13 protein-coding genes are annotated in these 14,185 nt (G+C 69.3%); 6 read left to right on the top strand and 7 right to left on the bottom strand.

The features are described from left to right. Positions 1-2 precede the first annotated feature (2 nt). The 3 genes from ABZ562_RS12930 to ABZ562_RS12920 form a co-directional block, all read right to left on the bottom strand. Positions 3-1,340, bottom strand: a complete 1,338-nt coding sequence (locus tag ABZ562_RS12930; protein WP_361477345.1) for an MFS transporter — start codon at positions 1,338-1,340, stop codon at positions 3-5. A 97-nt stretch (positions 1,341-1,437) separates the two neighbouring features. Then, positions 1,438-2,520 carry an inositol-3-phosphate synthase gene (locus ABZ562_RS12925; protein ID WP_361477343.1) on the bottom strand — a complete coding sequence of 361 codons (1,083 nt, stop codon included), beginning with the start codon at positions 2,518-2,520 and terminating at the stop codon, positions 1,438-1,440. Positions 2,521-2,570: 50 nt separating this feature from the next. Beyond that, positions 2,571-3,281, bottom strand: coding sequence for a PadR family transcriptional regulator (locus tag ABZ562_RS12920; RefSeq protein ID WP_055545965.1), 711 nt, complete (start codon positions 3,279-3,281; stop codon positions 2,571-2,573). A gap of 357 nt (positions 3,282-3,638) precedes the next feature. On the opposite strand from ABZ562_RS12920, the gene ABZ562_RS12915 reads away from it, so the two are divergent. Together ABZ562_RS12915 and ABZ562_RS12910 are read left to right on the top strand one after the other, a co-directional pair. Beyond that, positions 3,639-6,308 carry a transglycosylase domain-containing protein gene (locus ABZ562_RS12915; RefSeq protein ID WP_361477340.1) on the top strand — a complete coding sequence of 890 codons (2,670 nt, stop codon included), beginning with the start codon at positions 3,639-3,641 and terminating at the stop codon, positions 6,306-6,308. 206 nt (positions 6,309-6,514) lie between these two features. Continuing rightward, entirely contained in the window at positions 6,515-7,999 is a 1,485-nt protein-coding gene (locus ABZ562_RS12910) for a glycosyltransferase 87 family protein (RefSeq protein ID WP_361477337.1), read from the top strand. 34 nt (positions 8,000-8,033) lie between these two features. On the opposite strand, the gene ABZ562_RS12905 is transcribed toward ABZ562_RS12910, so the two are convergent. The 3 genes from ABZ562_RS12905 to ABZ562_RS12895 all read right to left on the bottom strand — a co-directional run bounded on the left by ABZ562_RS12905 (position 8,034) and on the right by ABZ562_RS12895 (position 10,697). Continuing rightward, positions 8,034-9,065, bottom strand: coding sequence for an alanine racemase (locus ABZ562_RS12905; RefSeq protein ID WP_361477334.1), 1,032 nt, complete (start codon positions 9,063-9,065; stop codon positions 8,034-8,036). A gap of 78 nt (positions 9,066-9,143) precedes the next feature. Continuing rightward, on the bottom strand, positions 9,144-10,262 hold the full coding sequence (locus ABZ562_RS12900) for a peptidoglycan bridge formation glycyltransferase FemA/FemB family protein (protein ID WP_055545973.1): 1,119 nt from the start codon (positions 10,260-10,262) through the stop codon (positions 9,144-9,146). A gap of 117 nt (positions 10,263-10,379) precedes the next feature. Further along, complete coding sequence (locus ABZ562_RS12895) at positions 10,380-10,697, bottom strand: hypothetical protein (protein WP_361477329.1); 318 nt, start codon at positions 10,695-10,697, stop codon at positions 10,380-10,382. A gap of 229 nt (positions 10,698-10,926) precedes the next feature. Here ABZ562_RS12895 and rpsF point away from each other — a divergent pair, with 229 nt between their 5' ends. The 4 genes from rpsF (at position 10,927) to rplI (ending at position 12,684) form a co-directional block, all read left to right on the top strand. After that, entirely contained in the window at positions 10,927-11,217 is a 291-nt protein-coding gene (rpsF, locus tag ABZ562_RS12890; protein WP_055545977.1) for a 30S ribosomal protein S6, read from the top strand. An 81-nt stretch (positions 11,218-11,298) separates the two neighbouring features. Further along, positions 11,299-11,886 carry a single-stranded DNA-binding protein gene (locus ABZ562_RS12885; protein ID WP_361477326.1) on the top strand — a complete coding sequence of 196 codons (588 nt, stop codon included), beginning with the start codon at positions 11,299-11,301 and terminating at the stop codon, positions 11,884-11,886. Positions 11,887-11,982: 96 nt separating this feature from the next. Next, entirely contained in the window at positions 11,983-12,219 is a 237-nt protein-coding gene (gene rpsR, locus ABZ562_RS12880) for a 30S ribosomal protein S18 (RefSeq protein WP_003978893.1), read from the top strand. An 18-nt stretch (positions 12,220-12,237) separates the two neighbouring features. Next, positions 12,238-12,684 carry a 50S ribosomal protein L9 gene (rplI, locus tag ABZ562_RS12875; protein ID WP_055545981.1) on the top strand — a complete coding sequence of 149 codons (447 nt, stop codon included), beginning with the start codon at positions 12,238-12,240 and terminating at the stop codon, positions 12,682-12,684. A gap of 118 nt (positions 12,685-12,802) precedes the next feature. Here rplI and ABZ562_RS12870 read toward each other — a convergent pair whose 3' ends face one another. Continuing rightward, positions 12,803-14,143 (bottom strand): MATE family efflux transporter, encoded by a 1,341-nt coding sequence (locus ABZ562_RS12870; protein ID WP_361477321.1) that lies wholly within the window; start codon positions 14,141-14,143, stop codon positions 12,803-12,805. Positions 14,144-14,185: the final 42 nt, after the last annotated feature.

The raw sequence follows: 14,185 nt of genomic DNA, 5'->3' as shown, positions 1-14,185 counted from the left end.
CATCACGTTTCACGTGAAACATCGACCCCTGTGGGTTTCCCGGGGCGGTGTTTCACGTGAAACATCAGCAGGGCAGCGGTCGCCGCGTAGAGCAGTGCCACCCCGCTCACCAGAAGGGCCGATGCCCCGTCCGGCGGCAGCATCAGGGCGGCCACCCCCGCGGCTCCCACGAAGGCGACGTTGAAGAGCACGTCATAGAGGGAGAAGATCCGCCCGCGGAAGTCGTCCTCGATCGCGGACTGGATGACCGTGTCGGTGGCGATCTTCGCGCCCTGGGTGATGACGCCGAGCACGAAGGCGGCAATCAGCATCGGGGCGGGCTCGAAGGGGAGTCCCAGGCCCGGTTCCAGAACGGCGGCGATCGCCGCGCACACCATCACCCAGTGGAGCTGGCCGTCCGGCCGGGATGCGTCGAGCGAGGAAAGCCGGCCCACCGCCCATGGGGTGATCAGCGCCGCGGCGAAGAAGCCCGCGCCCGAGACGCCGACCGCGATACCGAGGAGCGCCAGCCCGCCCGACTCGGTGTCGGCCCACGCGTACCGGCAGAGCATCAGCACCGTGACGGTGAGGGCGCCGTAGCAGAAGCGCATCAGCGTCATCGCGGCCAGGGCCAGGGTGGGATCCCTGCGGTGCAGGAGATGACGTAACCCGGCCACCAGTCCGCGGACGGTGCTCGACAGGGCCGCTCCCAGGTGCGGTTGCAGGGCCGCCGGATCGGGCCCCAGGAGGCCGGAGGGCATGCGGAGCGCCGAGAGCCCGGCGAGGAGGTAGAGCACGGCCCCCAGCAGCACGACCAACGCGTCCGAGGAGGAGCCGCCCGGGCCGGAGAGCCGGACCACGAACGCCACACCCCCGCCCGCGGTCGCGGCGAGGGTACCCGCGGTCGGTGAGAGGGAGTTGGCCATGATCAGACGCTCCTGGCTGTCCACCACCCGCGGCAGCGAGGCCGACAGGCCTGCCAGGACGAAGCGGTTGACCGCCGTCACCGACAGGGCGGAGAGGTAGAAGAGCCACTCCGGCACCTGGGCCAGGACCAGTACGGCGGTTCCGGCAGCCAGCCCGGAGCGCAGCAGATTGCCGTGGAGCAGGACCTGGCGGCGGCGCCAGCGGTCCAGCAGTACACCGGCGAAGGGGCCGAGGAGGGAGTAGGGGAGCAGCAGGACGGCCATGGCGGAGGCGATGGCCGTGGCGGACGTCTCCTTCTCCGGTGAGAAGACCACGTAGGTGGCCAGCGCGACCTGGTAGACACCGTCGGCCGACTGGGACAGCAGCCGGACGGCCAGAAGATGGCGGAAGTCGCGCAGTTGCAGCAGCACGCGGAGATCACGCACAACGGGCATGACGCCACCTTCACACACCGCACGGGCCTCCGGGGGGATTCCCGGAGGCCCGTGATCAAGCGGCGGAGATCAGCGCCTCACGGCGCATCGTGATGGCTCAGCGCTCGACCTCACCCCTGATGAACTTCTCGACGTTCTCCCGGGCCTCGTTGTCGAAGTACTGCACCGGCGGCGACTTCATGAAGTACGAGGAGGCGGAGAGGATCGGGCCGCCGATGCCGCGGTCCTTGGCGATCTTCGCGGCGCGCAGCGCGTCGATGATGACGCCCGCGGAGTTCGGGGAGTCCCACACCTCGAGCTTGTACTCCAGGTTCAGCGGGACGTCGCCGAACGCCCGGCCCTCGAGGCGGACGTATGCCCACTTGCGGTCGTCCAGCCAGGCCACGTAGTCCGACGGGCCGATGTGGACGTTGTCGGCGCCCAGGTCGCGGTCCGGGATCTGCGAGGTGACGGCCTGCGTCTTGGAGATCTTCTTGGACTCCAGGCGCTCACGCTCGAGCATGTTCTTGAAGTCCATGTTGCCGCCGACGTTCAGCTGCATGGTGCGGTCCAGGATGACGCCCCGGTCCTCGAACAGCTTCGCCAGCACCCGGTGCGTGATCGTGGCGCCGACCTGAGACTTGATGTCGTCACCGACGATCGGCACGCCCGCCTCGGTGAACTTGTCCGCCCACTCCTTGGTGCCGGCGATGAAGACCGGGAGCGCGTTGACGAAGGCGACCTTGGCGTCGAGGGCGCACTGGGCGTAGAACTTGGCGGCGTCCTCCGAGCCCACGGGCAGGTAGCAGACCAGAACGTCGACCTGCTTGTCCTTGAGGACCTGGACCACGTCGACCGGGGTCTCGTCGGACTCGTCGATGGTCTGCCGGTAGTACTTGCCGAGACCGTCGTGCGTGTGGCCGCGCTGGACCGTGACACCGGTCGACGGCACGTCGCAGATCTTGATGGTGTTGTTCTCGCTGGCGCCGATGGCGTCCGAGAGGTCGAGCCCGACTTTCTTCGCGTCCACGTCGAAGGCGGCGACGAACTCCACGTCACGGACGTGGTAGTCGCCGAACTGCACATGCATCAGACCCGGCACGCGGGTGTCCGGGTCGGCGTCCTTGTAATACTCGACGCCCTGCACCAGCGACGCGGCGCAGTTGCCCACACCGACGATGGCTACACGAACCGAACCCATTCCGGTTGCTCCCTGTGTGTACTCGACGAAGCCCCGCGGGGTGCGGGGCCTCACTTGGCGGTGTCATCGGACGGGTCCGGCCGGGAACCACCCCGGTGCCGGGGCAGGCCGTCCGCCTCTCCTGACCGGTCCTGCTCCGGCGACCGGCCCGGCCCCTGCTCAGGCGTCCGGTCCTGCCCGGCGGGCTCGTCGCGCTGGTCGCGCCCGGCCCGCTCGCTCTCGATCAGCTCGTTCAGCCAGCGGACCTCGCGTTCCACCGACTCCATGCCGTGCCGCTGGAGTTCGAGGGTGTAGTCGTCCAGCCGCTCGCGGGTGCGGGCCAGGGAGGCCCGCATCTTCGCCAGGCGCTCCTCCAGGCGGCTGCGCCGCCCTTCGAGCACGCGCATCCGTACGTCTCGTGACGTCTGTCCGAAGAAGGCGAAGCGGACGCCGAAGTGCTCGTCCTCCCAGGCGTCCGGGCCGGTGTGGGAGAGCAGCTCCTCGAAGCGCTCCTTTCCCTCCGCCGTCAGCCGGTAGACGATCTTCGCCCGGCGGCCGGCGAGGGTTGCCGCGACGGCTTCCTCGGAGGCGTTCCCGGGCTCCTCGATCAACCAGCCTTGGGCGACCAGCGTCTTGAGGCAGGGGTAGAGGCTGCCGTAGCTGAAAGCACGAAAGACCCCGAGCGAGGTATTGAGACGCTTTCGCAGCTCATATCCGTGCATCGGGGACTCGCGGAGCAGGCCGAGGACGGCGAACTCGAGGATGCCGGAGCGTCTGCTCATCGCCCGCCTCTCCCCTCTCCTGGACCCACTATGCCGACCTGATGTATCGACTCGATACATCCAGACGATAGAACCGTGATCCCGGTGGGACAAGAGCGGCCACGGTGAACGGCGTCACATCACCGGTTCGTGGGACTCAACCGGACCGTTATGGAGTGAAGGCGCCGAGGGGACAAGATTTGGCCGTGCGTACTCTGTTCGCCATGCAGACCAAAGGGAACCGTGTGACGCTGTCCTGCGTCCTCGTCCTGGAGGCAGTGCGTCCGGTTGCCAGGTGTGGCCGGATCGCACATCGGGGGGACCGGAAGCCACCTGCCGCTTTCAGGCGATAGCGCCTGCCCGAGGAGTAGTCGTTCCATGAGCGAGCACCGTCGCAAGCCGCCGCAGCCCCAAGGCGGCGGCCGAGCAGCGGCCCGGCGTGCCGGACAGCAGTCGTCCGGCCGTCGCGCAGCACCATCGCACAACGCCGCCGCCGAGTCGGGCTCGGCCTCGTACGGGGAGGAGAGCTCCCACGGCGGCAGGGCCGAGGCCCGCCGCGCCGCGCAACGCGGCGGCCGGAGACGAGGACCCGATCCGGCCGCCGGTGGCGCGGGCCGCGGAGGGCGCGGCGGCGGCCGGCGGGCCACCGGTGGTGGCCGCGGACGGGGCGCGGGCGGCGACGGTCCGCCCGCCAAGAAGCGGTTCATCGACTACCCGCGCGCGGGCAAGTCGGGCTTCCGCCGCTGGGTGCCGTCCTGGAGGCTCGTCACCGGAACCTTCCTCTTCTTCTTCGCGGCGCTCATCAGTGCCGTGGGCATCGGGTGGATGATCGTCGACGTTCCCACCGCGCAGGCCGCTTCGCAGGCCCAGAAGAACGTCTACTACTGGGGCGACGGCAAGCAGATGGTGGTCTCGGGCGGCGGTGATCTCAACCGGCAGATCGTGCCGCTCAACAAGATCCCCGAGTCCATGCAGAACGCGGTGATCTCGGCCGAGAACGCCAGCTTCTACCAGGACTCGGGCGTCGACCCGATGGGTATCGCGCGCGCCGTCGTCAACATGGCGCGGGGCGGCGCGACCCAGAGTGGGTCGACGATCACCCAGCAGTTCGTGAAGAACACGTACCTCGACCAGTCGCAGACGGTGACGCGAAAGCTCAAGGAGCTGTTCATCTCCGTCAAGGTCGGCACGGTCGAGAGCAAGGACTACATCCTCGCGGGGTACCTCAACACGGCGTATTACGGCCGTGGCGCCTACGGCTGTCAGGCGGCGGCCCGCGCGTACTTCGACAAGGACTGCGAGAAACTCGACCCGAGCCAGAGCGCCTTCCTCGCCGCGACGCTCAACGGGCCCAACCTGTACGACCCGAACGGCGGCTACGGACCGACCGCGAGCGCGGAGGCGAACACCAAGCGGGCCACGGCGCGCTGGTCGTGGATCCTCAAGCGGGAGGTCCAGGTGGGCCGGCTGTCCAAGTCGGCTGCCCAGCACTATCTCGCCAAGGGTTTCCCGCGGACGAAGAGCCCGAAGGTGGCGACGAACAAGCAGGGCCAGATCGGTTACCTGACCGACCTCGCCGACAACTACGTCGTCGCCAACACCAATATCTCCAAGGCGCAGCTGGACAAGGGCGGCTATCAGATCCACACCACCTTCGACCGCAAGAAGATCAGTGAACTGAAGAACGCGGTCGAGAAGGTGACCAAGGAGAACATCAAACCGAAACTGCGCGAACAGGATAAGTATGTGCAGTTCGGCGGTGCCTCGGTGGAGCCCAAGACGGGCAAGATCAAGGCCATCTACGGCGGCAGCGACGCGCTGCAGCACTATCGCAACAACGCGGACTACACCGGTGTCCAGGTGGGCTCGACCTTCAAGCCCTTCGTACTGGCTGCGGCGATGAGGGACGGTGTCCGGGACCGCAACGGGCCGCGTGACCAACCGGATTCCGAGCGCACCAAGGTCTCTCCGTCGAGTGTCTACAACGGTGACAACAAGCTGACCCTGCGCGACTACGACGGTTCGGTCTGGAAGGACAAGAACAACAAGGAGTGGCACCAGAGCAACGACGGTGAGGAGGACAAGGGCAAGATCAGCCTGCGCACCGCGATGCAGTACTCGGTGAACACGCCCTTCATCCAGTTGGGCATGGACGTCGGCACCGACAAGGTGCGGGACGCGGCCCTGGACGCGGGCCTCAGCAAGGAGCAGCTGGCCTCGATCACCCCGACGTTCTCCCTCGGCACCTCCGCGCCCAGCGCGATCCGGCTCGCCGGGGCGTACGCGACCTTCGCGGCCAGCGGCCAGCAGGCCGATCCGTACTCGGTCGAGCGGGTCGAGGACAAGGACGGCGAGGTCTACAACCACAAGGAGGACGCCAAGCTCAAGCGGGCCTTCGACGCGAACGTGGCGAACAACGTCACGGACGTGCTGAAGAACGTCGTCGAGCGCGGCACCGGCACCTCCGCGAAGATCGGCCGCCCGGCGGCGGGCAAGACGGGAACCACCGACCAGAACAAGTCGGCCTGGTTCGCCGGTTACACCCCGCAGCTGTCCACGTCGATCGGAATGTGGCGGGTCGACGATCAGGCCAAGCGGCAGGTCTTCCGTTCCATGCGCGGTGTGGGCGGTCAGAAGACCATCCACGGTGCGTCGTACCCCGCCGAGATCTGGGCCGACTACATGCGCCAGGCCATGGCGGGCCAGCCGGCGAAGGACTTCCCGGCGGCCACGCCGATCGGTGACAAGGTCTACGGCGAGAGCGCGAGCCCGACGCCGACGACCCAGAAGCCGACGCCGACGCCGTCCGAGACGGCGTCGGAGAAGCCGTCGCCGACGCCGTCGGAGACGTCCTCCGGCAGTCCGAGCCCCACGGAGTCGTGTGATCCGCTGGACTTCAAGTGCAACCAGAACGCCGGCGGCGACAACCAGGGCAACGAGAACGCCGGCCCCAGCGGTGACCCGGGCGGACCCTCGCCCTCGCCGACCACGGAGCCACCGGGCGGCGGGCTCTTCGGGGGCCCGTCCGGCTCCCGCAAGGATCAATAGGACCGAACCCCCGCACCACGATCGGCGGCCGCGCCGGAGCATCCCGCTCCGGCGCGGCCGCCGCCGTTCAGGGGCCTCTGCGGCTCTCTGGGCGCCTCCCGGGCCCGCGAGCGCCCCGGGGGCGGCCAGGACGTCACGAGGCGCTCAGCGGGCCGCTGAGGCGGTCCTCACCCCTCGCGTCCGGCTCGTACGGCAGGATGGGCCCCATGAGCGTGCGCGAGGACCCACAGGCCCAGCCCGTACGGCCGACCACGGAGGACGCGGTGGCCGCGGCGGGCAGCGAGCTGATCGGCGGCCCGGTCGGGCACCGGGCGCTGCTGGGCACGAGCTGGTGGACCCCGGTGCGGATCATCGCGCTCGTCGCCATCGGGATGTTCGCCCTGGGCATGGTGCAGAAGCTGCCCTGCTACGACGGCGGCTGGTTCTACGGCGCCACCACCCAGTACACCCACGCCTGCTACTCCGACATACCGCACCTCTACAACGGCCGCGGCTTCGCCGACGACCTCGTCCCGTACTTCGACCGCATACCGGACAGCGTCTCCGGCGGGATGCAGTACCTGGAGTACCCGGTCCTCACCGGCCTCCTGATGGAGGTCGCCTCCTGGCTCACCCCGCACGGCGGCGACCTGCAGACCCGCGAACAGGTCTACTGGCTGGCCAACGCGGCCATGCTCATGGCGTGCACCGCGGTCATCGCGGTCTGCGTGTCCCGTACGCACCGCCGCCGCCCCTGGGACGCGCTGCTCCTCGCCCTGGCCCCCGCCTTCGCGCTCACCGCCACGATCAACTGGGACCTGCTCGCGGTCGCCCTCACCGCCGCCGCCATGCTCATGTGGTCCCGCAGCCGCCCGCTGGCCGCCGGTGTGCTGCTCGGCCTGGCGACGGCCGCGAAGCTCTACCCGGTGCTGCTGCTCGGGCCGCTGCTGGTGCTGTGCCTGCGCGCGGGCCGGTGGCGTGCCTTCTGGGCGGCGACGGGCGGCACGGCGGCCGCCTGGCTGGTGGTGAACGTCCCCGTGATGATCACTACGCAGGGCGGGCTGCACATCCGCGAGGGCTGGAAGCAGTTCTACACGTTCAGCCAGGAACGCCCGGTCGACTTCGGATCGCTCTGGCTGATCATCTCGCAGCGCACCGGCGACCCCATGGACGACGTCAACACCTACGCCATGATCCTCATGGCGCTGGCCTGCGCCGGAGTGGCGGCCCTCGCCCTGCGCGCCCCGCGCCGGCCGCGTTTCGCCCAGCTCGCCTTCCTGGTCATCGCGGCCTTCGTGCTCACCAACAAGGTCTACTCACCGCAGTACGTGCTGTGGCTGATCCCGCTCGCGGCGCTGGCGCGGCCGCGGTGGCGGGACTTCCTGGTGTGGCAGGCGTGCGAGGTGATGTATTTCCTCGGGATCTGGATGTACCTCGCGTACACCAACAGCGGCGATCAGCACCGGGGCCTGCCGCCCGAGGGCTACCAGCTCGCGACCGCGCTGCACTTCGCGGGGACGCTCTTCCTGTGCGCGATGGTCGTGCGGGACGCACTGGTGCCGGACCGGGATCCGGTGCGCCGGGACGGCTCGGACGACCCGTCCGGCGGCGTGCTCGACCGGGCGCCGGACGCGTTCGTGCTGGGAGGGGCGCGGCGCACGGCGCAGTACGAGGGCGCGGCGCTGGCGGACTGGGGCACCGGCCGGGGGTGAGCCGCCCTGCGGGCGCCCACCCCGGCGACGGGGCTCAGCGGTCGAGCAGGCGGTCGAACTGCGTCGTGGTGTGGCGCAGATGCGCCACCAGCTCGTCCCCCACCTGCGGCGCCGTGACATCGCCCGGCACGAACAGGATGGACACCTGCATGTGCGGCGGTTCGGCGAACCACCGCTGCTTGCCCGCCCAGACGAAGGGCGAGAGGTTGCGGTTGACGGTGGCGAGACCGGCGCGGGCGACCCCCTTGGCCCGGGGCATCACCCCGTGCAGCGCCTTGGGGGCCTCCAGGCCGACGCCGTGGGACGTGCCGCCCGCGACGACCACCAGAAAGCCGTCGGAGGCGGCCTTCTGCTGGCGGTAGCCGAAGCGTTCGCCCTTGGCGACCCGGGTGACGTCGAGCACCGAGCCCCGGTACTCCGTCGACTCGTGGTCGCCCAGCCACAGCCGGGTGCCGATGCGGGCGCGGAACCGGGTCTGCGGGAACTGCTGCTGCAGCCGCGCCAGTTCGTCCGCCTTGAGGTGGCTGACGAACATGGTGTGCAGCGGCAGCCGCGCCGCGCGCAGCCGGTCCATCCACCCGATGACCTCCTCGACCGCGTCGATGCCGTCGGTCCGGTCGAGCGGGAGGTGGATGGCGAACCCCTCCAGCCGGACGTTCTCTATGGCGGCGTGCAGCTTGGGCAGGTCCTCCTCGGTGACCCCGTGCCGCTTCATGCTGCTCATGACCTCGATCACGACGCGCGCGTTCACCAGGCCGTAGACGCCGTCGACGGACGAGACCGAGCGGATCACCCGGTCCGGCAGCGGCACCGGCTCCTCGCCGCGGCGGAACGGGGTGAGGACGAGCAGGTCGCCGCTGAAGAAGTCCTTCATCCGGGCGGCCTCGTACGTGGTCCCCACGGCGAGGACGTCGGAGCCGATACGGGCGGCTTCCTCGGCCAGCCGTTCATGGCCGAAGCCGTATCCGTTGCCTTTGCAGACCGGGACTATCCCCGGGAACTGCTGGATCACCATCTGCTGGTGCGCCCGCCAGCGCGCGGTGTCGACGTAGAGGGTGAGCGCCATTGGCCGGTCCCGGAACCTTTCTCGTTGCCGCGGTGTATTCGAGATATGCAGCGTTTTCGGGGGAGCAGGAAATCAGGGTCAGCGGCGGGACATGTAGATGTCGAGTGCCTTGTGGAGCAGCTTGTTGAGGGGGAAGTCCCACTCGCCGAGGTACTCGGCAGCCTGCCCGCCGGTGCCGACCTTGAACTGGATCAGGCCGAAGAGATGGTCGGTCTCGTCGAGCGAGTCGGAGATGCCGCGCAGGTCGTAGACGGTCGCGCCGAGCGCGTACGCGTCGCGGAGCATCCGCCACTGCATCGCGTTCGAGGGCCGGACCTCGCGCTTGTGGTTGGCGGAGGCGCCGTAGGAGTACCAGACGTGGCCGCCGACGACCAGCATCGTGGCGGCGGCCACCGCCTCGCCCTCGTGCATGGCGAAGTACAGCCGCATCCGGTTGGGGTCCTCGGTGTTGAGGGCCGTCCACATGCGCTGGAAGTAGCTGAGCGGGCGGGGCCGGAAGTGGTCGCGCTCCGCGGTGATCTCGTAGAGCCGCTGCCACTCGCCCAGGTGCTCGTAGCCACCCTGGACGACCTCGACGCCGGCCTTGTCGGCCTTCTTGATGTTGCGGCGCCACAGCTGGTTGAAGCTCTTGTGCACGTCCTCCAGGGAGCGGTTCTCCAGGGGCACCTGGAAGACGTAGCGCGGCTGGACGTCACCGAAGCCCGCGCCGCCGTCCTCGCCCTGCTGCCAGCCCATCCGCCGCAGCCGGTCGGAGACCTCGAAGGCCCGCGGCTCGATGTGGGTGGCCTCGATGTCGCGCAGCCGCTTCACATCCGGGTTCTGGATACCGGACTTGATCGCGGAGGCGTCCCAGCGGCGGATGATGACCGGCGGGCCCATCTTCACGGAGAAGGCGCCCTGCTGCTTGAGATGCGCGAGCATCGGGCGCAGCCACTCCTCCAGGTTGGGCGCGTACCAGTTGATGACCGGGCCCTCGGGGAGGTAGGCCAGATACCGCTTGATCTTGGGCAGTTGGCGGTAGAGGACGAGGCCGACGCCGACCAGCTGGCCGGTGGCGTCGAACCAGCCGAGGTTCTCCGAGCGCCACTCCGACTTGACGTCAGCCCATGCCGGGACCTGCATGTGGCTTGCCGCGGGCAGGCTCTGGATGTACGCCAGATGCTGCTCTCGGCTGATCGTCCTCAGGGTCAGGCTCATTGCGGGGCGCTCCTCGGCAGGTTTGTCCCCAGGGTCGGGGCTCCGGCTCTCGCGCCGAAGCCTACTGCGACCGGGGCCCGCCCCGTTTGGGCCTGGTGCCAACCCGCCCTCGGGGAGTCAGCCCAGCAGCCCGCCGAAGAGCCCGCCGTGCGCCATGCCGAGGTAGAAGCCGACGCCCGACGCACCGAGTCCGATGATCAGCAGGAACCGCTCTCCGGTGGTCGCGGAGATCAGCTGACCCCATGCCCCGCCGAGCATGCCGATCAGTCCGGTCCACGAGCTGACCAGGTGGAGGCCGGGGAAATGAGCCGTGACGAAGGAGATCAAGCCGATCATCAGCGTCGCCACGGCGATGGTGTTCTCGACGGGATGAGACTTGCCATCGGTGTCCAGGAAGGAGAGCAGTCCGTGCTGCGGTCGTGCTGCCTGTGCCATGGGGCACCTCCAGGTAGGCACATAAAGGCAGGGCGGCGAACTGTAACGCCGCTCACACCCGATGTGTACAGATTGCGGGCCAAGGCGCCCGGATTTCAAGCGGGAGGCACGAGGCGGGTACTGTGTACGGTCTGCGGTGGCGTCTGTACAGACGCCGCGGCACAACGCATCACGACCCTCCTGCCACGGAACGACCGTGGCCGCTGAGTCCAAAGGAGGTGGGTTCCACATGCGTCACTACGAGGTGATGGTCATCCTCGACCCCGATCTCGAGGAGCGTGCTGTCTCCCCGCTGATCGAGAACTTCCTTTCCGTTATCCGCGAGGGCAACGGCAAGGTCGAGAAGGTCGACACCTGGGGGCGTCGTCGTCTCTCGTACGAGATCAACAAGAAGCCCGAGGGCATCTACTCGGTCATCGACCTGCAGGCCGAGCCGGGGGTCGTCAAGGAGCTCGACCGCCAGCTGAACCTGAACGAGTCGGTCCTCCGGACCAAGGTCCTCCGTCCCGAGACCCACTGACCGCGTAAGCGTTCAGCGGTCACCGGGCCGTATCGCAACGAGTAGCAAGCAGCCCAGCAGTACCCGCCGAGAGGTTCCCCAATGGCAGGCGAGACCGTCATCACGGTCGTCGGCAATCTCGTCGACGACCCCGAGCTGCGCTTCACCCCCTCCGGTGCGGCGGTCGCGAAGTTCCGTGTCGCGTCCACTCCTCGTACGTTCGACCGCCAGACCAACGAGTGGAAGGACGGCGAGAGCCTCTTCCTCACGTGCTCGGTATGGCGGCAGGCCGCGGAGAACGTGGCCGAGTCGCTTCAGCGCGGTATGCGCGTCATCGTGCAGGGCCGGCTGAAGCAGCGGTCGTATGAGGACCGTGAGGGGATCAAGCGCACGGTCTACGAGCTGGATGTCGACGAGGTCGGTGCCAGCCTGCGCAACGCCACGGCCAAGGTCACCAAGACCACCGGACGCGGTGGCCAGGGTGGCTACGGCGGCGGCGGCCAGGGCGGCGGCGGTGGCGGCGGCTGGGGCGGTGGCCCCGGCGGCGGTCAGCAGCAGGGCGGCGGCGCTCCGGCCGACGACCCCTGGGCGACCGGCGCACCGGCCGGTGGCGGCCAGGGCGGCGGTGGCGGCGGCTGGGGCGGTGGCTCCGGCAGCGGCGGCGGCTACTCGGACGAGCCGCCCTTCTAGGTCCGGATGCGCTGTTTCACGCGGTTTCACGTGAAACAGCGCGCGGCCTGGTCCGGGCGACCAGCACAAACTTCTTGATCACACTGGAGAGAGACAATGGCGAAGCCGCCTGCTCGCAAGCCTAAGAAGAAGGTTTGCGTGTTCTGCAAGGAGAAGATCTCCTACGTCGACTACAAGGACACGAACCTGCTGCGGAAGTTCATTTCCGACCGCGGCAAGATCCGTGCCCGCCGGGTCACCGGCAACTGCACTCAGCACCAGCGCGATGTCGCCACGGCCGTGAAGAACAGCCGTGAGATGGCGCTGCTGCCCTACACGTCCACCGCGCGATAAGGGAAGGGTGACCGAGTCATGAAGATCATCCTCACCCACGAGGTCTCCGGCCTCGGCGCCGCTGGTGACGTCGTGGACGTCCGGGACGGCTACGCCCGTAACTACCTGGTTCCGCGTGGTCTCGCGATCCGCTGGACCAAGGGTGGCGAGAAGGACGTCGAGCAGATCCGCCGCGGTCGTCGCATCCGCGAGATCGCCACGATCGAGCAGGCCAACGAGGTCAAGGCCCGGCTCGAGGGCGTCAAGGTGCAGCTGAAGACCCGCGCCGGCGAGGCCGGCCGGCTGTTCGGCTCCGTCACCCCTGCCGACATCGCCTCGGCGATCAAGGATGCGGGTGGCCCGGACGTCGACAAGCGCCGTATCGAGGTGCAGCAGCCGATCAAGACCCTGGGCGCGCACCAGGTGTCGGTGCGGCTGCACTCCGAGGTTGCCGCGAAGGTCGGCGTCGAGGTCGTCGCCGCGTAACGCAGCGCCCGGCTGAGCCGGGCATGTGAGAGGGCCGCACCCCCGCGTGGGGTGCGGCCCTTCGCGTCGGGTCCTCGCCGGGTGGCGGTCACCTCGCCGTGGTTCCGCCGTGCGGTGCTCAGGCCCGGGTCGCGCCGGTGACGATCCATCGCCCGGAGCGGGCGCGCAGCCAGAGGGTCGCCAGCCGGAGCGACATCATCAGCGCCATGGTCCACCACAGGGCGGTCAGTCCCCCGCCCCAGGTGGGGACGAGCAGCGCGACCGGGGCGAAGACCGCGAGAGTGACGATCATGGCTCCGGCGAGATACGGACCGTCGCCCGCGCCCATCAGCACCCCGTCGAGGACGAAGACCACACCCGAGACCGGCTGGATGACGGCCGTCACCAGCAGCACCGGCAGCAGGGCGTCCTTCACGCCGGGGTCCGTGGTGAACAGGGGGATGAACAGCGGCCGGGAGGCGATCACCAGCAGGCCGAGCACGATGCCCGCGACGATGCCCCACTGCACCATGCGGCGGCAGGCGGCGCGAGCCCCCTCGGCGTCCTCCGCTCCCAGGCAGCGCCCGATGATGGCCTGACCCGCGATGGCGATGGCGTCCAGCGCGAACGCCAGCAGCGTCCACAGGGTCAGCACGATCTGGTGGGCCGCGACCTCGGTGTCCCCGAGTCGGGCCGCCACCGCCGTCGCGATGAGCATCACGGCGCGCAGCGAGAGCGTACGGACCAGCAGCGGTGCCCCGGCGTGGGCACAGGCCCGGATCCCGGCGATGTCGGGACGCAGCGAGGCGCCGTGGCGCCGGGCTCCCCGGACGACCACCGCGAGGTAGACGGCGGCCATGGCCCACTGGGCGATCACCGTGCCCCAGGCGGAGCCCGCGATGCCGAGCCCGGCGCCGTAGACGAGGCCCGCGTTCAGCGCGGCGTTGGCCGTGAAGCCGCCGATGGCCACGTAGAGCGGGGTCCGGGTGTCCTGGAGGCCTCGGAGTACACCGGTGGCGGCGAGCACCACGAGCATCGCGGGGATGCCGAGGGTGCTGACGCGCAGATAGGTGATGGCGTACGGGGCGGCGGTGCCGGAGGCGCCGAAGAGGTCGACCAGACCGGGTGCGGTGGGCAGGGCGGCGGTGATGACGGCGGCGCCGAGCAGCAGGGCCAGCCAGATGCCGTCCATGCCCTGCCGGATCGCGCCGGGGACGTCGCCGGCGCCGACCCGGCGGGCCACGGCGGCGGTGGTGGCGTAGGCGAGGAAGACGAAGATGTTCACCGCGGTGGTCAGCAGGGCGGCGGCGACGCCCAGACCGGCGAGCTGCGGGGTGCCGAGATGGCCGACGATGGCGCTGTCGACCATGACGAAGAGGGGCTCCGCCACGAGTGCGCCGAAGGCGGGTACGGCGAGGGCGATGATCTCGCGGTCGTGCCGGCGGACGGTGCTCCGCGCGCTCGCGGGGGCCTGAGTCATGGAGGCAATCTAATCTTCCACAGGTAAGAGGCACAAGCCCTA

Source organism: Streptomyces sp. NPDC019937 (assembly GCF_040631655.1).
Lineage (GTDB): Bacteria > Actinomycetota > Actinomycetes > Streptomycetales > Streptomycetaceae > Streptomyces.
This window is presented reverse-complemented; position numbering and strand designations above follow the sequence as displayed.

Bases quoted from the DNA above. Each gene is read 5' to 3' on its own strand.
- ABZ562_RS12925 (WP_361477343.1), bottom strand. From the start codon at position 2,520: ATGGGTTCGGTTCGTGTAGCCATCGTCGGTGTGGGCAACTGCGCCGCG.
- ABZ562_RS12920 (WP_055545965.1), bottom strand. From the start codon at position 3,281: ATGAGCAGACGCTCCGGCATCCTCGAGTTCGCCGTCCTCGGCCTGCTC.
- ABZ562_RS12905 (WP_361477334.1), bottom strand. From the start codon at position 9,065: ATGGCGCTCACCCTCTACGTCGACACCGCGCGCTGGCGGGCGCACCAG.
- rplI (WP_055545981.1), top strand. From the start codon at position 12,238: ATGAAGATCATCCTCACCCACGAGGTCTCCGGCCTCGGCGCCGCTGGT.
- ABZ562_RS12930 (WP_361477345.1), bottom strand. From the start codon at position 1,340: ATGCCCGTTGTGCGTGATCTCCGCGTGCTGCTGCAACTGCGCGACTTC.
- ABZ562_RS12915 (WP_361477340.1), top strand. From the start codon at position 3,639: ATGAGCGAGCACCGTCGCAAGCCGCCGCAGCCCCAAGGCGGCGGCCGA.
- ABZ562_RS12895 (WP_361477329.1), bottom strand. From the start codon at position 10,697: ATGGCACAGGCAGCACGACCGCAGCACGGACTGCTCTCCTTCCTGGAC.
- ABZ562_RS12900 (WP_055545973.1), bottom strand. From the start codon at position 10,262: ATGAGCCTGACCCTGAGGACGATCAGCCGAGAGCAGCATCTGGCGTAC.
- rpsF (WP_055545977.1), top strand. From the start codon at position 10,927: ATGCGTCACTACGAGGTGATGGTCATCCTCGACCCCGATCTCGAGGAG.
- ABZ562_RS12885 (WP_361477326.1), top strand. From the start codon at position 11,299: ATGGCAGGCGAGACCGTCATCACGGTCGTCGGCAATCTCGTCGACGAC.
- rpsR (WP_003978893.1), top strand. From the start codon at position 11,983: ATGGCGAAGCCGCCTGCTCGCAAGCCTAAGAAGAAGGTTTGCGTGTTC.
- ABZ562_RS12870 (WP_361477321.1), bottom strand. From the start codon at position 14,143: ATGACTCAGGCCCCCGCGAGCGCGCGGAGCACCGTCCGCCGGCACGAC.
- ABZ562_RS12910 (WP_361477337.1), top strand. From the start codon at position 6,515: ATGAGCGTGCGCGAGGACCCACAGGCCCAGCCCGTACGGCCGACCACG.